Raw genomic sequence first — 18,222 nt, 5'->3', positions numbered from 1 at the left:
CTCCCGCTTCGCGGGGGAGGGTTAGGGAGGGGGCCGCTCGGTATTCGACATCGCGCAGCCCCCTTCCTAGCCTTCCCCCGAAGACGGGGGAAGGGACATGGAATTCATCCCTCCACCAGCCCGATCTCCACCCGTTCCTTCCCCTTCCCGACATTGCGCCGCTTGAGCGTCACGGCGCCGACCTCGCCGGTACGCTTGAGATGCGTGCCGCCGCAGGGCACGCGGGCGAAGCCTGGCACTTCCCAGTAACGCCGCTGTGCCGGCTCGTCGCTGAAGGCGCTGGCGATCGGCCGGTCGCTCTCCACAATTTGCCGAAGACCCTCGCCCAGCAGCGGCAGGGATTTCGTGATCGGCTCCGGCCATTCGAAATCGATCCGTGCCTTGTCGGCGGCGATATGGGCGCCGATCTTCCGGATGCCGGCGAGATTCTTGTAGGCGAGCTCCAGCACCACCTCGGCCGCGAAATGGAGCCGCATCAGCCGGTAGCGCCGCTCCCCATCGATCTCGACCGTCACGGGATCGCCGGGCTTCAGCCCGTGGTCTCCCGGCAAGCGATAGAGAATATCCGTTCCGGCCTTGCGCGCCTCCAGCACCGGCCGGCCGCCGATGGTGCCCGCGTCGCTCTCCTGCCCGCCCGAGAGCGCATAGAAGATCGTCTCCGCAAGCGTGATCTCCGCACCCGCCACGCTCGCGACCCGCGTTTCCAGCGTCGTCAGATAGGGATCGGTCCAGAAGAGCTTTTGGGTCATGACCGCGGGCGGAACAGCACAGGCAAGGGCGCGATCATAGCAGAACGCCGATGGGTTCCGCCTCGGCCGCCGTCACGCCTTGCCCAGCTTCGCCAGCGCTTCGGCCGCGAGCTTGCGGGTCAGCTCGCCCGCCGGCATCGGGCGCGCGAGCTTTGCCGCCTGGCCCGACCAGAGATTGGTGAAATCGCCCGAGCCCGCGGCTTCGGCCTTGGCGCGCAGCGGCACCAGGGCGCCGCCGGCGAAGGGAAAGGGCGGCGCGTCGGGCGACAAGGGGCCCACCTCGCGCATCAGACGGTTGACGATGCCGCGCGCCGGCCGGCCGGTGAAGAGGTTGGTGATGACGGTGTTGTCGTCGCTGGCATTTTTCAGCGCCTCGAGATGGACGGCCGCGGTCTTCACCTCGGGCGAATAGAGATAGGCCGTGCCGATCTGCACCGCCGAAGCACCAAGCGCCAGGGCCGCGACGATGCCGCGCGCATCGGCGATGCCGCCGGCCGCGATCACCGGAACCTTCACCGCATCCACCACCTGCGGCAGCAGCGCGAACAGCCCGACCTGCCGCGACATGTCGTCGGAGAGGAAATTGCCGCGATGGCCGCCCGCCTCGAACCCCATGGCGATGACGGCATCGACGCCGCGCGCCGCGAGCCAGCGAGCCTCGGCCACGGTCGTCGCCGAGGAGATCACCTTGGCGCCGGTTGCCTTGACCCGCTCGAGCAAGGCCCCTTCCGGCAAGCCGAAATGAAAGCTCACGACCTCCGGCCGGTAATGCTCCACGAGGCCGCAGAGGTCGGTGTCGAAGGGCGCCCGGCCGGTCACCGGCACCGGCGCTTCGGGATCGATCCCGTTCTCGAGATAATAAGGCTTGAGCCGCGCGCGCCAGGCATCGATGCGCGCCGGATCGAGAACCGGCATCTGGTGGGAGAAGAAATTGAGATTGATCGGCCTGGCCGTCGCCTGCCGGATGCGGCCGACGGCCTCGCGCGCCTGGTCGAGGCTGTAGAGCGCCGTCGGCAGCGAGCCCAGCCCGCCCGCCTCGCTCACCGCGATCGCCATCTCCGGCGTCGAGGAACCGGCCATCGGCGCCTGGATGATCGGCAGCTCGATGCCGAAGAGATCGAGGATGCGGCGGTCGGGCCAGGCGGTCATGGGGCGTCTCCCCGCAGGAACGGTCAGCCGAGCAGCTTGAGCAAGGCCTTCGCGACCGCCACGGACGAGGCCGGGTTCTGGCCCGTGACCAGCTTGCCGTCGGTGACGGCGTGGCTCTGCCAGTCCGCTCCCTTCTCATAGAGGCCGCCGCGGCGCTTGAGCTCGTCCTCGACCAGGAAGGGCACAACCTTGGTCAGGCCCACCGCTTCCTCCTCGCTGTTGGCGAAACCCGTGACGTGCTTGCCCTTGACCAGCGGCTCGCCGCGCGAGCGCGTGTGGCGCAGCACGCCCGGCGCATGGCAGACGGCGCCCACCGGCTTGCCCAGGCTGTAGAAGGTCTCGATCAGCGCGATCGAATCGACATTCTCCGCCAGGTCCCAGAGCGGGCCATGGCCGCCCGGATAGAAGATCGCGTCATACGCCTTGGCCTTGATCGTGCCGAGCTTGACGGTGTCGGCCAGCGCCGCCTGCGCGGCCTTGTCCGACTTGAAGCGGCGGGTCGCCTCGGTCTGGTTCCCGGGCTCGTCGCTCTTGGGATCGATCGGCGGCTGGCCGCCCTTGGGCGAGGCCAGGGTCACGGTCGCCCCCGCATCGCGGAACACGTAATAGGGCGCCGCGAACTCCTCGAGCCAGAAGCCGGTCTTCTTGCCCGTGTTGCCGAGCTGGTCGTGGGAGGTCAGCACCATCAGGATCTTCATCGTCGAACTCTTCTGCAAGAACGGGAAACGGGCGGGGCGTGCGAGCCGAAAGGCGGGCGGCGATACCGCCCGCCGGAACGGCTCACGGGATCAGCTGGGCGTCGAGCGTGATCTCGGCCTTGAACAGCTTGGAGACCGGGCAGCCGGCCTTGGCCCGCGCCGCCAACTGCTGGAAGGTCGCGTTGTCGGCGCCGGGAATCTTGGCCTTCAAGGTGAGCTTCGAGGAGGTGATGGCATAGCTGCCGCCGACCTGCTCGAGCGTGACTTCGGCGCTGGTATCCATCTGCGTGGCGGTGAGCTTGGCCTCGCCCAGGATCAGCGACAGCGCCATGGTGAAGCAGGCGGCATGGGCGGCGCCGATCAGCTCCTCGGGGTTGCTGCCCTTCTGCCCCTCGAACCGGCTGGCGAAGCCATAGGGATAGGCCTTGAGGGCGCCGCTCTCGGTCGAGATGCTGCCCTTGCCGTCCTTGAGCCCGCCCTGCCAGGCCGCCGACCCGCGCCTCGTGACTTTCATGACCGTCTCCGCTCCTGGTGAAAATGGCGCCACCGGCCGGATTGGCCGTGGGCCGCCCTTTGCAGATCGGTCTTCCATCGACCTCTGCCTAGGGGTCAATAGCACAATAGTATCTCACCGAACGCCGACGATCCCGAGGCCCTTCAGGCGAGGAGCGACCAGGCCGCGCAGGCAGATTTCAGGTCAGTGGAAATTCCGCGACGGGTATGACCGGTCCTGGATCTGGCGCGCCCGCTCGCCGACCTCGCGGTTGCGCGCGTCCTGGCCGGGCTTCCTGACCTCGTCGGCGCGGGCGAGGCTCGCGGCCGGCGGCAGGTCGGGGTCGGCCATGTCGGTCAGGTGCCGGGTCAGGTCGACCAGGCGGTCGGCCACCAGATGGATCACCTCGCCCTCGCGCTGCAGCTTGCCGGTGACGCCGAGCAGGTTCGAACCCAGGAGCTCGCGGCGGTAGCGCTCGAAGGTCCGGGGCCAGATGACGATGTTGGCGATCCCGGTCTCGTCCTCGAGCGTGGCGAAGATCACGCCGCTCGCCGTGCCGGGCCGCTGGCGCACCAGCACGAGGCCGGCCACGCTGAGCGTCGTGCCGTCCGCCGTTTCCTTGAGGCGGGCGCAGGGCCGGTAGCCCCGCGCCGTCATGACCTCGCGCAGCAGCGCCATCGGGTGGCGTTTGAGCGACAATTGCTGGCTGGCATAGTCCTCGGCCACATGCTCGCCCTCGGTCAGGCGCGGCAGATCGACCGCCGCCTCCTCGCCCTGCTCCTCCGCGAGGCTCGCCTCGAACAAAGGCAAGGGCGCCGACGGCAGACCCTTGACCGCCCAGAGCGCCTCGCGGCGATCGAGCCCCATCGAGCGGAAGGCGTCGGCGCGCGCGAGGATCGCCAGCGTTCGTTCCGGCAATCCGCTGCGCCGCCAGAGCGCATTGGGGTCGCCGAAGCCGTTGCCGCGCGCCGCCGCCAGCGTCTCCATCTCGCCCTGGCCCAGCCCCTTCACCTGGCGGAATCCGAGCCGCAGCGCCAAGGGCCGCCGCTTCGTGCCCGGCGCCGGCTGGCCGCCCTGGATGATCTCCTGCTCGATCCTTCTTCCTTCGCCGTGAACGACGGGGTTGGCGGGGCGGCCGTCGTTCACGGCTGACAAAGAGCGGCCATCGCTCGTGGCGCCTAATTCAAGAGTACAATCCCACTCGCTGAAATTCACGTCGACGGGCCGCACCTCGACGCCATGCTCGATCGCGTCGCGCACGAGCTGCGCCGGCGCGTAGAAGCCCATCGGCTGGCTGTTGAGGATCGCGCAGGCGAAGATCTCGGGGTAATGGCATTTGATCCAGGCCGAGACATAGACCAGATGCGCGAAGCTCGCGGCGTGGCTCTCCGGAAAACCATATTCGCCGAATCCCTTGATCTGGTTGAAGCAGCGTTCCGCGAACGCGCGCTCATAGCCGTTGGCGACCATGCCCTCGATCAGCTTCCGCTCGAACATATGGATGGTGCCGACATGGCGGAAGGTCGCCATGGCGCGGCGCAGCCGGTCGGATTCGTCGGGCGTGAATCCCGCCGCGACGATGGCGATGCGCATCGCCTGTTCCTGGAACAGCGGCACGCCCAGGGTCTTGCCTAGCACCTGTTCCAGCTCGCGGGAGGGGTAGCTCACCGGCTCGATGCCGTCGCGTCGGCGCAAGTAAGGATGCACCATGTCGCCCTGAATCGGACCGGGCCGCACGATCGCCACCTCGATCACCAGATCGTAGAAATTCCGGGGCTTGAGCCGCGGCAGCATCGTCATCTGCGCGCGGCTCTCGACCTGGAACACGCCGATGGAATCGGCCCGGCCCAGCATCTCATAGACGGTCGGATCGTCCGGCGACAGAGTCGCGAGATCGAAGCTCTTGCCGTAATGCCGGCGCAACAGATCGAAGCTCTTGGCGGTGCAGGTCAGCATGCCCAGCGCCAGCACATCGACCTTCATGAGGCCCAGCGCCATGAGGTCGTCCTTGTCCCATTCGATGAAGGTACGGTCCGCCATCGCCGCGTTCTCGATCGGCACCAGCTCGCTCAGGAGACCGCGGCTGATGACGAAGCCGCCGACATGCTGCGAGAGATGACGCGGGAACCCCTTGAGCTCGCGCGCGAGCGCCAGCGTCAGGGTCAGACGGGAATCGGCCGGATCCAATCCGTGCTCGCGCAGGCGCGACTCGTCGAGGAAGCTCGTGCCCTTGCCATAAGTCGGCGCCCAGACCTGGCCCGAAAGCGCGCCGACCAGGTCGAGCGAGAGGCCCATGGCCTTGCCGACCTCGCGCAGGGCCGAGCGGCTGCGATAGGAGATCACCGTGGCGGCGATGCCGGCGCGGTCGCGGCCGTATTTCCGGTAGACATACTGGATCACCTCCTCACGCCGCTCATGCTCGAAATCGACGTCGATATCGGGCGGCTCGCGGCGCTCGGCGCTGATGAAGCGCTCGAACAGGAGATCGATCGTCGCCGGATCGACCGAGGTGACGCCGAGGCAATAGCAGACCGTGGAATTGGCAGCCGAGCCGCGGCCCTGGCAGAGGATCGGCGGCGTCTGCTCCTTCGCGAAACGCACCAGATCGTAGACGGTGAGGAAATAGGGCGCGTAATCGAGGCTGGCGATGAGGGCGAGCTCGTGGTCCAGCGCCTTCTGGATCTTCTCCGGCACGCCACCGGCATAGCGCCAGCGGGCTCCCTCCCGGGCCAGCTTCTCCAGCTCCTGCTGCGGCGTGCGGCCCCCGGTCGTGAGCTCGTCGGGATATTCGTAACGCAGCTCGTCGAGGCTGAAGCGGCAGCGCTCGGCGATCTCGACCGTGCGCGCGACCGCCTCGGGCCAGCGCGCGAAGAGCCGCGCCATCTCCGCCGGCGATTTCAGATGGCGCTCGGCATTGGCGAAGAGACGGTAGCCCGCCTCGTCGATGGTGCAGCCCTCGCGGATGCAGGTCAGCACATCCTGCAGGATGCGGCGCTCGGGCGCGTGGTAATGCACGTCGTTGCTGGCAACGAGCGGCGTGTTGCAACTCTCGGCCAGCCGGTTCAGCCGCTCGATCCAGGCCTCGTCGTTGCCCCGCAAATGATGCTGGCCTGCAAGAAACACGGCGCCGGGAAAGGCCGCCGCCAGTTGCCGCAGCCGGGATTCGAGGGCGGTCAGTTCCTCCAAGGGCCCCGGATCGGTACCGGGCAGGACGATCAGCATCATGCCGGCGCCATGCCCCAGCAGGTCGTCGAGATCGAGATGGCACTGGCCCTTCTCGGCCCGCATCTTGCCCAGAGTCAAAAGCCGCGACAGGCGGCCATAGGCGGCGCGATCGGTCGGCAGCGCCACGATCTCCGCCCCGTCCCGCAAGACCAGCCGCGCACCGGGGATGATGCGGAATTTCAGCTCGCGGGCCGCATCATGCGCGCGCACCACGCCCGCGAGGCTGTTGCGGTCGGCGATCGCGAGCGCCTGCAGCCCCAGTTCCGCCGCCTGCTTGACCAGCTCGCTCGGATGCGATGCCCCGCGCAGGAAGGAGAAGTTCGTGACGCAGGCGAGCTCGGCATAGGGTGGTGAGGACAAGGGCATCGGGCATCTCATCTCTGGCGGCCCCTCCCCCTACCCCCTCCCGCAAGGGGTGGGGGCTGGATATTGATAGTTTCTCGCCCCCTCCCCTTGCGGGAGGGGGTAGGGGGAGGGGTGCCGCACGCGTTGGCTTTCGAAACTCAACCCGCCTCTTTCGGCGCCCCATGGAGCTCGGTAGCAATCATCTGCACTACCCCTTCGAGCCGATACCGCACATCGTCATTGGTGAAACGAACAACGCGAAAGCCCTGGCTCTCGAGCCAGCGTGATCGCTCCACGTCTCGATCGATCGTGTGATTGTGGGACTCTCCATCGACCTCGACGACCAGCCGGGCCGACAAGCAGATGAAATCGACGACATAGGGGCTAGGCGGAACTGGCGGCGGAACCGTCGATTCTCGCATCGCTTCGCTTGCAGCTTCTGCCACAAGCGTCGTTCGGCGATCGTTTGATTCTTGCGAAGGAAGGAGGCTCGAGGGTCGGTCATGCGATATCGAGCGAGCTCACCCCTCCCCCTACCCCCTCCCGCAAGGGGAGGGGGCTTGCTGTTTCCTGTTTCTCGCCCCCTCCCCTTGCGGGAGGGGGTAGGGGGAGGGAGATGCGGGCGTGATATGTCCGATCATGCGAACAGCCCGTGCAGGTACCAGCGCGAGACGGTGCGCTCGTGGTAGAGCCAGAAGCGGCGGCCTTCGCTGTCCTCGACGCGGTAATAGTCGCGGCTGCCGGCGGTGACGTTCGTGGCCGCCGGCCGCCACCATTCGGGTTCGATGCGCTCGGGCCCCTCGGCGAGACGGATGCGGTGCGGCCGCGCGCGCCAGCGGAACGAGGCCGGCAGCAGCTCGGGCGCCGTCTCGTCGGTCTCGAGCGGCTCGGGACGCGGCAGCAGCCGCACCGGGCGGACCGCGGCGAGGGCCGCCTCGCTCCAGCGATCTTTCCTGCCGGCCAGGGCCGGCGCCGGCGTCACGGCACGTTCGGGCAGATGGCTTTCCTGCGGCACGGGCCGCACCAGGCGCACCGGCTGGGACTCGTTGCCCAAGCGGCCATTGGCGAAGAGGTCAGCCAGGGCCGCGAGCGCCGCCTCGTCGACCGCGCGTTCGATGGCTCGTTCCTCGAGCACCTCCGCGGATTCGATCGGCGCCTGGATTTTCGCGGGCCCGGTCCGGATCTGCTTGTCCGCCCGGGCCTGTTCTTGCGTACGAACCCTGGCCTGGGCCAGCACGAGCTGCAGGTCCTCGAGCGGCTCCGCCTGCGTCACGATCAGGCTCATGGCCTCGATGCCGAAGCCGGGATCGAGCTTGTCGAAGGAGGGCGCGAACAGGCGGCGCAGTGCCTGCGGATCGCGATTGGGGCGGCTGGTGCCGATCGCGACATGCTGCAGGCTGCCATCGACGCGGAACAGCGCCAGGCGAAGCTGACGGGCGCCGAGCTGCTCGGAGGCCAGATGGCCGCAGAGCCCGCCCAGCATGCGATCGAGCGCCGCCGCGATCGCCGCCGCCTCGAGGATCGGCTCGGCGAAGGCGAGCCGCGCCTCGTGCGGGCTCGCGGGCAGGCGCGGATTGATCGACTCGTCGATCCGCCCCAGCGCCTGGTCGAGCCGGCGCGCGGGCTCCGGCCCGAAGCGGCGCAGCAAGCCGGCGCGCGGCAGCGGATAGAGCTCGGCGATGGTCTTGAGCCCCAGCCGTTCCAGCTCGTCGGCCTGGGCCGGCGAGAGGCGCAGGGCGGCGACCGGCAGGGCCGCGATCGCCTCGCGGGTGCCGCCCGGCGGCAGGATCACGGAATCTTTCGGCCGCGCGCCCCGGGCATAGCGCGCGGCGGCCCAGGCGGCGCCGGGCGTGTCGGCCACGGCGAGCCGCGCCTGATAGCCGAAGCGGCGCAGGCGCTGCGCCAGATCCTCGAGCATCTTCGCTTCGCCACCGAAGAGATGGGCGCAGCCGGTGATGTCGAGCAGAAGCCCGTCGGCGCCGTCGACCGCGACCCAGGGGCTGAAGCGCGCGCACCAGTCGGCGAGCTGGGCCAGGGCCGCCGCGTCCTTCTCGGGCCGGCTCGGCCGCACCGCGAGATCGGGCATGAGCGCGCGGGCATCGGCCAGCACCATGCCGGGCATGAGGCCCACCGCCGAAGCCTGCTCGTCGACCGCGGCCAAGAGCGCGCGGCCGTTCGCCGCCGCGACCGTCACCAGCGGGCGAGCCGATTCCGGGCCCCAATCCAGGCGCGGCTCGTTCAGCCGGACCTTGCCCAGCCGGACCTCACGATGAACCGCGACCGCCTCAGCGCGCCGCGACGCGATCTTGAGCCGGTCGGTCGCCCAATGCGGCAGCCACAGTGAGACCACCCGTTTCACGACATCCCTCCAACAACCAATCGCCGGTGCGACCGCCCCGGCAGCGCAGCAACGAGACCCGCCAGCGCGGCTTGGCGCCCTGCGCCCCCGCGGACCAGACCTGCCAGCGCGTCACCGCGGCGGTCGGGTTGCGCGAGGGCCCGCGGCGCAGCAGCAGGCAGGCGATGCCGCCGGTCTCGGCCGCGAGCTGCAGCCGCCGGCTGGCGGTGAGATCGATCTCCTCCACCTCGCCCAGCGCCGCGGCGAGGCCGGGACAGCGCAAGCCCTCCTCGAGCGCGCGCAGCAGGGCCTGCGGCCGGCGGAAATCGGCCAGCAGGACGCGGTTGGGCGAGAGACCGTAGCGGGCGAGGCCGGGCGCATAGATGTCGGTGCCCGGCATCCAGAGCACCGGCCGACAGGAGGCCCGGGTCAGCCGGCCCAGGAGAAAGGCCGCGAAGCCGGTGGCGGCGGCGCTGCCATCGACCGAGGCGATCTCATGGAGCGCGCCTTGGACCAGCCCGCCGCCCAGGGCTTGGTCGAGCTCGGGCAGGCCGAGCCGGACCCGCGCCGCGGCCGAACCGGGGCCGAACCCGCCGATCGCCGCCTTCAGCGCCTCGATCCGGGCCGAAGCCGGGGATTCCACGATTGCCGCACCGTCCGCCATGCTGCCTCCAGGGGCGAAAAATCCGCCGTACGGGCCCAGGAACCACCCGTTCCGCTCGATGTTCATGTTTTGTTCTAGATAGTCTGGAGACCGGAGTCAAGCGTGGGGAGAACTGCAGATACTGTCCCCCTCCCCCGATCCCGTGGAGGGTCAGGGAGGGGGCTGCGCGGTATCGATATCGCGTCATCCCCCTTCCTCCTTCGCTCTTCGAGCTGCGGAGGACAGGTCCTGACCTTCCCCCTCGAGGGGGAAGGGACAAAGGCGTCGCCCGCCGCCTCTTCCCCATGCCCGAAACCAAAGGCGAATAGCTTTTTCCCGGCCCCGCCCCCACCATCTCTCGAGCGACATATCCGAAGGGGAATAACGATGCCCACCATGCGAGCAGTACAGGTCACCGCCGCCAACGGTCCGTTCGAGCTGGTCCAGCGCGAGATCCCCGTGCCCAAGGGCCGGCAGGTCCGCATCAAGGTGCAGGCCTGCGGCGTCTGCCACAGCGACGTGTTCACGAAGCAGGGCCTCTTCCCCGGCATCCAGTATCCGCGCGTGCCGGGCCATGAGGTGGTGGGCGTGATCGACGCGCTCGGCCCCGACGTGCCGGAATGGAAGGTCGGACAGCGGGTCGGCGTCGGCTGGTATGGCGGCCATTGCGGCCACTGCACCTCCTGCCGGCGCGGCGATTTCCTCACCTGCAAGAACGGGCAGGTCGCCGGCATCTCCTATGACGGCGGCTATGCCGAATACATGCTGGCGCCCTTCGAAGCGCTGGCCGCGGTGCCCGACGAGCTTTCGTCGGCCGAAGCGGCGCCCCTGCTCTGCGCCGGCATCACCACCTTCAACGCGCTGCGCAACAGCGGCGCCCGCGCCGGCGATCTCGTCGCCGTGCTCGGGGTCGGCGGCCTCGGCCATCTGGGCGTGCAGTTCGCCGCGAAGATGGGCTGCCACACCGTCGCGATCGCACGCGGCCAGGACAAGGAGCCGCTCGCCCGCAAGCTGGGGGCCCATCGCTATATCGACAGCAACAAGGAGGACGTGGCCGCGGCCCTGCAGAAGCTGGGCGGTGCCCGCGTGATCCTCTCGACCGTCACCGCGAGCAAGGCGATGAGCGCCACGCTCGGCGGCCTGGCCGTGGACGGCAAGCTGATCGTGGTCGGCGCCTCGGCGGACCCGATCGAGGTCCCGCCCTTCACCGTCATCGGCGGCCGGCGCGCGGTCCAGGGCTGGCCCTCCGGCACCTCGATCGATTCCGAGGACACGATGGCCTTCAGCGCGCTCGCCGACATCCGGCCGATGATCGAGACCATGCCGCTCGAACGCGCCGCCGAAGCCTACGAGAAGATGATGAAGGGCGACGCCCGCTTCCGCATGGTGCTGACGACGGGGAAGTGAACCGCCTTCATCGGGCGTCGAACGCGGCGTGGAAGGCAATCTCGCCGCTGGGAACGTCCTTCGTGAAGGCGAGCCGCTGGATATAGGCCGACGGAACGTCGCGGTAGCGCAGGGCCGGATCGCTCACGAACCCGAAACGCGCGTAATAGCCGGGGTCGCCGACGAGGATGACCCCGGCCGCTGATCGTTGTCGGATCCGGCGGAGACCTTCGCGAATCAGAGCCTGCCCGATGCCCTGGCGCTGCCGGTCGGGCCGGACGGCCACGGGACCGAGACCGTACCATCCCCGGTCGATGCCGCCGACGGCGACGGGCGAAAAGGCGACATGGCCGAGGATCTCGCCCTCCTCGACAGCGACGAGCGAAATCGTCAGCGCGCCGGCCGCCCGCAAGGCATCGATGATCGCGGCTTCCGTCTGGCGGCTATAGGCCTTGCCTTCGAAGGCGGCACGGGTCACCCGGCGAATGGCCTCCGCATCGCCGGCCGCTTCGGGACGGATGTCCATCAGCGCGGCTCCGGATCGAGCTCGGAGGTTCCCATCCGGATTTTCACTCTCCCCGGAAGCCCGGCTTGCGCTTCTCCACGAAGGCCGCCAACCCTTCGTGGTAGTCGGCGCTCTCGACCGCCGCATAGGCCTCGCGCCGCTCTTCCGCGCTGAGCGGGCGGGGATCGGCCAGCCGGCGGGCCATGCGCTTATGCATCCGGTGCGAATGCGGCGAGCCCTCGGTCAGGCGGCGCAAGCATTCGGCCAGCTCGGCCTCGAGCCGCTCGGGCGGCACCACGCGCGTGACGAGCCCCTTGGCCGCGGCCTCGGCCGCATCGAACAGCCGCCCCTCGAGCAGGATCTCGAGCGCGGTGGCGCGGCCCACGGTGTCGATCAGGTCGCCGAGCTCGGGCCAGGGCATCACCACGCCCACCTTCTGGATCGGCACCCCGAAACGGCTGCCTTCAGCCGCGATGCGCAGGTCGCACATGATCGCGATCTCGAGGCCGGCGCCGACGCAGGCCCCGCGGATCATGGCGACCGTCGGCAAGGGCAGATCGCGCAGCTTGTGCAGCGCCGCCACCATGACGCGGCCATAGGCCTCGGCATCCGCGGTCGTGGCGCGCGTCCGGGCGAACTCGGCCAGATCGGCCCCGGCGGCGAAGGCCGACCCCGCGCCCTGCAGCCGCACGGCCCGCAAGGATCGATCCGCCTCGATCTCGCCCAGCACCTCGCCCAGCCGATGCCACATGGCGAGATCGAGCGCGTTCAGCCGGTCCGGCCGGTTGAGCGTGATCGCCGCCACCGCGCCCTCGCGCGTCAGCAGCACGGAATCGGAAACGGTCGAGGTCATCTCGAGTGCCGGTTCGTCGTCATTTCAAGCCTGCCCGTCCCTGGCGGAATTTCAGCACCAGCATGACCAGGAACACCACGAGGCACAATCCGAAGAACAGGATCTCCGCCAGGGCCAGCCCGAGATTGGCGGCCGGGTCCAGCGACAGGATGAAGACGCCGAGCGCCACGAAACCCGCGCTGACGATCGCCAGCAGGACGAGGCCGAGCATGCTGTGGCCGCGCAGCGAATTCGCCACGCTTTCGCGCCAGGTCAGGCGCTCCTCGGAACGAGGCAGGCCCCGCGTCAGGCTCTCCAGATAAACGGCGGCGATCCCGACCCAGGCCAGGGCCAGAAGCAGCAGATAGAGAAGGGAGAGCTGCGCCTGGCGGACGATGACGACGAGCAGCGGCAGGCCCAGCATCAGCAGGACATAGAAGCGCTTGATCGAGGCGCGCAGCCGCGCCGCGGTCTCGTCGTCCGGCAGGATCCGGCCGCGGCTCCAGGAACCGTAAGGATAGAAGACGTCGCGGCCTTGGGCGTCCTTGCGGAAGCTGGCGTCGGTCAGGCCGTCGAAATAGCCCATCGGAGTCCCCCGTTTCCTGCGCGGATTCGAGACGCTCCGGGCCGCGGGGGCAAGGGCCATTTCCCCACTGAGATTGGGGCCGTAGCGCCCTTGCCAAGGCCGGGAGCCTCACCGATCTTAGGACCATGTCCGACAGCTTCTATCTCCTGCCCGAGACCCGCGGCCTGCTCGCCATCGCCGGCGAGGACAAGGTGGCTTTCCTGCAGGGCCTCGTCTCCAACGATGTGGCCAAGACCGCTCCCGACCGGGCGCTCTACTCGGCCTTCCTGACCGCGCAAGGGCGCTATCTCCACGACTTCTTCCTCGCCGAGGCGGGCGGCAGCTTCTATGTCGATTGCGAAGCGGCGCGGCGCGACGACCTGAAGAAGCGGCTTTCGCTCTATAAGCTGCGCTCCAAGGTGACGATCGCCGACGCGACCGCGAGCCATGCGGTGGCGCTGCTCTATGGCGACGGCGTCTTGAGGTCGCTGGGACTCCTGCCCGAACCGGGTTCCGCGAAGCCCTTCGCCGGCGGTGTCGTCTATGTCGATCCGCGGCTGCCGGCCCTGGGTGCCCGTGCCGTGCTGCCGCGCGAGGGCGCCGCGGCGGCGCTCGAAGCGGCCGGCTTCAAGCCCGGCGATGCGGCGGCCTATGAGCGGCTGCGGTTGTCGCTCGGCGTGCCGGACGGCAGCCGCGACCTGCCGGTGGAAAAGGCCATCCTGCTCGAGAACGGCTTCGACGAGCTCCATGCGATCGACTGGAACAAGGGCTGCTATCTGGGCCAGGAACTGACGGCGCGCACACGCTATCGCGGGCTCGTGCGCAAGCGGCTGATGCCGGTCGCGATCGAGGGCCCCGTGCCAGCACCGGGCACGCCCGTCATGCTGGTCGATCCCACCACGAAAGAAACCCGGGAAGCCGGCGAGATGCGCTCGGCCGCCAACGGCATCGGTCTCGCCCTGCTGCGGCTCGAGCTGGTCGAGGGAACCGCCACGCCGCCCGCGCTCTATGCCGGCGAGGCCAAGCTCACGGCGAAGAAGCCGGACTGGGTCCGGCTGCCGGAGACGCTGGCTTAGCCATAAACATAGATATGTCCCCTCTCCCGCCTTCGCGGGGGAGGGCTAGGGAGGGGGCCGCTCGGTATCGATATCGCGCAGCCCCCTTCCTGACCTTCCCCCGTTCCGGGGGAAGGGACAGACCGAGCGCATTTCTCCCCTCCCTCATGCGCCCGCCACGAATCTGCGCTAGCCTCCCGCGCGATCGGAATCATCGCTTGCAGGAGCTTGCCCCATGCCCCGTCCCCGCCTTCGCGATCTCGGCATCGTCACCGGCCGGCTCGATCCCGGGCCCTTCAACGCCATCACCGACGTCGCGGGCGTCCGGGTCGGCCATTCGACGCTGATCGCCGATTCCCCGCGCGTGGTGCGCACCGGCGTCACGGCGATCTGGCCGCGCGACACGGTCTGGCATGACTGGTGCTTCGCCGGCTTCCACAGCTTCAACGGCAATGGCGAGATGACGGGCCTGCCCTGGATCGCCGAGCAGGGCTTGATCGGCGCGCCGATCTGCATCACCAACACGCTGTCGGTGGGCGTGGTGCGCGACGCGATCTGCACCTACGCGATCGACCGCAAGATCGAGCTGCCCTTCCACCTGCCGGTCACGGCCGAGACCTGGGACGGCTGGCTCTCCGATGCCGATGCCCAACCGGTGACGAAGGAGATGGCCTTCGAGGCCCTGGCCGGCGCCAAGGGCGGTCCCGTCGCCGAGGGCTGCGTGGGCGGCGGCACCGGCATGATCACGCACGAGTTCAAGGGCGGGATCGGCACCGCCTCGCGCGCCGTGGAGGCCGCGGGCGGGCGCTACACCGTGGGCGTGCTGGTGCAGTCGAACTATGGGCGCCGGCATCTGCTGCGCGTGAACGGCGTGCCGGTGGGGCGCGAGATCGGGACCGAGATCGTGCCCAGCGAGCGGTTCCTCGAGCCCAAGAGCTCGATCATCGTGATCCTCGCCACCGACGCGCCGCTGATCCCGATCCAATGCCAGCGCCTGGCGCGCCGCGCCACCACCGGCCTCGCCTGGGTGGGCGGCATCGGCGCCAACGGCTCGGGCGACATCTTCCTCGCCTTCTCGACGGCCAACACGGTGCGCCCCGACCACAAGGTGAGCGAGCTCAAATCCGTCGGCCCCGACGAGATGACGCCGCTGTTCGAGGCGGCGGCGGAGGCGACCGAGGAAGCGATCCTCAACGCGCTGGTCGCGGCCGAGACCATGGTGGGATTCCAGAACCGCATCGTCTACGCGCTGCCGCACGACAAGCTGCTCGAGGTGATGCGGCGCTATCGCCCCCCGGGAACGATCGGAGCACCGCGGTGAAACGCGCGTTCGGTCTTCTGTTCGTCCTGCTGCTGGCCATGGGCGTCGCCGGCATCGTGCATGCCGCCACGCAGGTCGACAGCGACAGCAGCAAGGCCAAGCTGATGGGACCGCTCTGGCTCTCGCTGCAATGGATCGGCAATGGCAGCTTCGAGCAGATGGGCAAGGCCCGGGTCGAGGACCGCGACGGCACGCTGCATCTGACCGGCCGCCAGGAGGGCCGCGGCGACAGCGCCGGCGACTGGCTCGCGCTCGAGGGCGATATCCTCGCCGTCGGCCTCCGGACGTTCCATTTCAAGGGCTGGATCGAGACCCGCGTCAGCTACATCAACGAGGGCAAGCCCTGCCGGCGCGATGTCGAGGCCGACTTCCTGATGAAGCCCGGCAAGAAATACTGGCGCCTCCAGGCGATCGACAACCCTTGCGACGTGGCGGCGGACTACGTGGATCTGTTCGCGCGGTAACGATTGTCGTCACCCTGTGAATGCCCCTCCCCCTACCCCCTCCCGCAAGGGGAGGGGGCTAGAAATTTCCTATGATTGCCCCGAACGAACTTTCGAGCGCCCCGCAAACAGGGGCGGAAGAACTCAAGCCCCCTCCCCTTGCGGGAGGGGGTAGGGGGAGGGGTAGCCGCTACTCCTCCGCCGGGAGCCGGGTCGCGAGAATCTTGTCGATGCGCCTGCCGTCGAGGTCGACGATCTCGAAGCGCCAGCCATAGGCGGTGAAGGTCTCGCCGGCCTTGGGCAGGCGGCGGAGCTGATCGAGGGCGAGGCCGGCGGCGGTGTCGTAATCGCGCGGGGCCGGCAGGCTCAGATGCAGGAGGGCCGCCATCTCGTCCACCGGCATGGCGCCGTCGACGAGCCAGGAGCCGTCGGCGCGCGGCGTGGCGCCGGGGCTCGCCTCGTCGCCGCCCTCGTGGAACTGGCCCGCGATCGAGGCCAGGATGTCGCCGGTCGTGACCAGCCCCTCGAAGGTGCCGTATTCGTCCACCACCAGCGCCAGATGCGCCTTCGAGCTCTTGAAGATCTCGATCGCGTCGAGCGCGTCGATGTTCTCGTGCACGACCGGCGCCTTGCGGATCAGGGCGTTCCAGTCGATCGGCCGGTTCTCGAGGCAGGCATCGAGCACCTCCTTGAGATCGAGCACGCCGATCACCTCGTCGATCGTGCCATGGGCGACCGGCAGGCGCGAATGATGCGCCTCGAGCAGCGTCTTGCGCTTGGCCGCCTCGTCGGCATCGAGATCGAGCCAATGCACGTCGCGCCGGTGGGTCATGACCGCGCGCACCGGGCGGTCGCCCAGCCGCATCACGCTCGCGATCATGGCATGCTCGGCGGGCTCCACCACGCCGGTGGAAGCGGCTTCGGCGACCAGCGTGTTGATCTCTTCCTCCGTCACCTGTTGCTCCGGTTCGCCGCGCTGGCCGAACAGGCGCAGCATGGCCTGCGAGGAGAGGTCGAGCAGCGTCACCAGCGGGCTCGCGATCCGCGCCAGCATCATCATCGGCCGGGCCACCCGCGCCGCCACGCCCTCGGCGTTGCGCAGCGCGATCTGCTTGGGCACGAGCTCGCCCATGATGAGCGAAAGATAGGTCGTGACCGCGACCACCAGGACGAAGGCCACCGTGTCGGCGAGCTCGATCCCGAGCCCCTTCGTCACCAGGAAGCCCGCGAACCGCTCGGCGAGCGTGGCGCCGCTGAAGGCGCCGGCGAGGATTCCGACCAGCGTGATGCCGATCTGGACCGAGGAGAGGAAGCGGCCGGGATTCTTGGCCAGGAGCAGCGCCGCCGAAGCGCCGCGATTGCCCTTGGCCGCCATGGCCTTGAGCCGGGCCCGGCGGGCGGAGACGATGGCGAGCTCGGAAAGCGCCAGCACGCCGTTGAGCGCAATGAGGGCCAGGACGATCAGCACCTCGACGACAACCAATTCAACCCTCCCCACCCCCGTCACAACACCTATCATAGCGGAGGCCCCGGATCGCGGGTCCCGCCGATCGAAATCTCGGAAATCCTAGAGCTTGCTCAGGCGCTTCGCGATCTCGGTCGCAACCCGGAAGGGCGAGCGCCCCGCCGGCAGATCGAGCGCACCCGCCCGCGCCAGCCCTTCGCGGCCGAACCGGTCGCGCAATCCCGCCTCGAGCCAGTGGCGCGCCTGGGCCTCGCGACGCGCAGCGAGGCGCCCCTGCTCGCCCAGCCAGTTCCAGTGGCGCGCGAGCTCGGCCACGAGCTTGTCGACGCCCTCGCCCGTCGTGGCGGCGACCAGCAGCACCGGCACGGTCCAGCCCCCCTGTTCCTCGGCCGCGAGACCGAGCGCGCCTTTCACATCGGCACGCGCGCGGATCGCGGCCTGGCCCAGGTCGGATTTGGTGACGGCGACGAGATCGGGGATCTCGACGATGCCGGCCTTCATGAACTGCAGGCTGTCGCCCGAGCCCGGCTGCACGCAGAAGAGGACGCTGTCGGCCGCCTCGGCCACGTCGGTCTCGGACTGGCCGACGCCGACCGTCTCGATCAGCAGCAGATCGTAGAGGGCGCGCATCAGCACCATGGCGGAGAGCGTCAGGTCGGCGAGCCCGCCCAGACGGTCGCGCGCCGCCATCGAGCGCACGAACACATCCTCGTCCGCGGGATCGGTCTGGAGCCGCGTGCGGTCGCCGAGCAGGGCGCCGCCCGAGCGGCGCGAGGAGGGATCGACCGCGATCACGCCCACACGGCTTCCTTGCGCGCGATAGGCACGGATGAGGCCGCCGGCGAGCGTCGATTTGCCCACGCCGGGCGGGCCGGTCAGGCCGATCACCTGTGCCGCCGGTGCCGCATAGGCCGCATCGAGCAAATCCAGGTTCTCGGGCGCCTGCGGAGAATGTTCGAGAGCCGCCAACGCCCGGGCCAGGGAAGCCTTGGAGCCGCGAAGTTCGGAAA

At 69.2% G+C, this 18,222-nt stretch carries 16 protein-coding genes and 1 pseudogene; 4 read left to right on the top strand and 13 right to left on the bottom strand.

What is annotated here, in order from left to right:
• Positions 1-104: 104 nt before the first annotated feature.
• The 8 genes and pseudogenes from FRZ61_RS06685 to FRZ61_RS06645 all read right to left on the bottom strand — a co-directional run bounded on the left by FRZ61_RS06685 (position 105) and on the right by FRZ61_RS06645 (position 9,661).
• Entirely contained in the window at positions 105-749 is a 645-nt protein-coding gene (locus FRZ61_RS06685) for an alanyl-tRNA editing protein (protein WP_151115939.1), read from the bottom strand.
• A 72-nt stretch (positions 750-821) separates the two neighbouring features.
• The gene (locus tag FRZ61_RS06680; RefSeq protein ID WP_151115937.1) at positions 822-1,898 is read right to left on the bottom strand and encodes an NAD(P)H-dependent flavin oxidoreductase; all 1,077 of its coding nucleotides are present in this window, start codon (positions 1,896-1,898) and stop codon (positions 822-824) included.
• A 23-nt stretch (positions 1,899-1,921) separates the two neighbouring features.
• Positions 1,922-2,596, bottom strand: coding sequence for a type 1 glutamine amidotransferase domain-containing protein (locus tag FRZ61_RS06675; RefSeq protein WP_151115935.1), 675 nt, complete (start codon positions 2,594-2,596; stop codon positions 1,922-1,924).
• A gap of 82 nt (positions 2,597-2,678) precedes the next feature.
• Positions 2,679-3,110, bottom strand: coding sequence for an OsmC family protein (locus tag FRZ61_RS06670; RefSeq protein WP_151115933.1), 432 nt, complete (start codon positions 3,108-3,110; stop codon positions 2,679-2,681).
• A gap of 183 nt (positions 3,111-3,293) precedes the next feature.
• Positions 3,294-6,680, bottom strand: a complete 3,387-nt coding sequence (locus tag FRZ61_RS06665; RefSeq protein ID WP_151115931.1) for an error-prone DNA polymerase — start codon at positions 6,678-6,680, stop codon at positions 3,294-3,296.
• Between the two features lie 137 nt (positions 6,681-6,817).
• Positions 6,818-7,164: pseudogene (locus tag FRZ61_RS06660) on the bottom strand (endonuclease domain-containing protein).
• A 132-nt stretch (positions 7,165-7,296) separates the two neighbouring features.
• A complete protein-coding gene (locus tag FRZ61_RS06650) occupies positions 7,297-9,018 on the bottom strand; it encodes a DUF6504 family protein (protein ID WP_151115929.1) in 1,722 nt (573 codons plus the stop codon).
• Entirely contained in the window at positions 8,945-9,661 is a 717-nt protein-coding gene (locus FRZ61_RS06645; protein ID WP_151115927.1) for an ImuA family protein, read from the bottom strand. Before FRZ61_RS06645 ends, FRZ61_RS06650 begins: the two co-directional genes overlap by 74 nt.
• 366 nt (positions 9,662-10,027) lie before the next feature.
• Here FRZ61_RS06645 and FRZ61_RS06640 point away from each other — a divergent pair, with 366 nt between their 5' ends.
• Complete coding sequence (locus FRZ61_RS06640) at positions 10,028-11,047, top strand: alcohol dehydrogenase (protein WP_151115925.1); 1,020 nt, start codon at positions 10,028-10,030, stop codon at positions 11,045-11,047.
• Positions 11,048-11,054: 7 nt separating this feature from the next.
• On the opposite strand, the gene FRZ61_RS06635 is transcribed toward FRZ61_RS06640, so the two are convergent.
• The 3 genes from FRZ61_RS06635 to FRZ61_RS06625 are packed head-to-tail and all read right to left on the bottom strand — an operon-like array spanning position 11,055 to position 12,949.
• Entirely contained in the window at positions 11,055-11,552 is a 498-nt protein-coding gene (locus FRZ61_RS06635; RefSeq protein ID WP_151115923.1) for a GNAT family N-acetyltransferase, read from the bottom strand.
• A gap of 43 nt (positions 11,553-11,595) precedes the next feature.
• The gene (locus tag FRZ61_RS06630) at positions 11,596-12,384 is read right to left on the bottom strand and encodes an enoyl-CoA hydratase/isomerase family protein (protein ID WP_151115921.1); all 789 of its coding nucleotides are present in this window, start codon (positions 12,382-12,384) and stop codon (positions 11,596-11,598) included.
• 19 nt (positions 12,385-12,403) lie between these two features.
• Positions 12,404-12,949 (bottom strand): hypothetical protein, encoded by a 546-nt coding sequence (locus FRZ61_RS06625; RefSeq protein ID WP_151115919.1) that lies wholly within the window; start codon positions 12,947-12,949, stop codon positions 12,404-12,406.
• A 125-nt stretch (positions 12,950-13,074) separates the two neighbouring features.
• Between FRZ61_RS06625 and ygfZ the strand changes: the two genes are divergently transcribed.
• The 3 genes from ygfZ (at position 13,075) to FRZ61_RS06610 (ending at position 15,768) form a co-directional block, all read left to right on the top strand.
• A complete protein-coding gene (ygfZ, locus tag FRZ61_RS06620; RefSeq protein ID WP_151115917.1) occupies positions 13,075-14,004 on the top strand; it encodes a CAF17-like 4Fe-4S cluster assembly/insertion protein YgfZ in 930 nt (309 codons plus the stop codon).
• 214 nt (positions 14,005-14,218) lie between these two features.
• On the top strand, positions 14,219-15,304 hold the full coding sequence (locus FRZ61_RS06615) for a DmpA family aminopeptidase (RefSeq protein ID WP_151115915.1): 1,086 nt from the start codon (positions 14,219-14,221) through the stop codon (positions 15,302-15,304).
• The gene (locus FRZ61_RS06610; RefSeq protein WP_151115913.1) at positions 15,301-15,768 is read left to right on the top strand and encodes a hypothetical protein; all 468 of its coding nucleotides are present in this window, start codon (positions 15,301-15,303) and stop codon (positions 15,766-15,768) included. Before FRZ61_RS06615 ends, FRZ61_RS06610 begins: the two co-directional genes overlap by 4 nt.
• Positions 15,769-15,937: 169 nt before the next feature.
• On the opposite strand, the gene FRZ61_RS06605 is transcribed toward FRZ61_RS06610, so the two are convergent.
• Positions 15,938-17,230, bottom strand: coding sequence for a hemolysin family protein (locus FRZ61_RS06605; RefSeq protein WP_151115911.1), 1,293 nt, complete (start codon positions 17,228-17,230; stop codon positions 15,938-15,940).
• Between the two features lie 84 nt (positions 17,231-17,314).
• Entirely contained in the window at positions 17,315-18,136 is an 822-nt protein-coding gene (locus FRZ61_RS06600) for an ArgK/MeaB family GTPase (protein ID WP_407657928.1), read from the bottom strand.
• Between the last annotated feature and the right edge of the window lie 86 nt (positions 18,137-18,222).

The sequence above is a fragment of the Hypericibacter adhaerens genome (genome assembly GCF_008728835.1).
Lineage (GTDB): Bacteria > Pseudomonadota > Alphaproteobacteria > Dongiales > Dongiaceae > Hypericibacter > Hypericibacter adhaerens.
The sequence above is the reverse complement of the archived record's forward strand: the minus strand, read 5'-3'. Positions and strand labels throughout refer to the sequence as shown.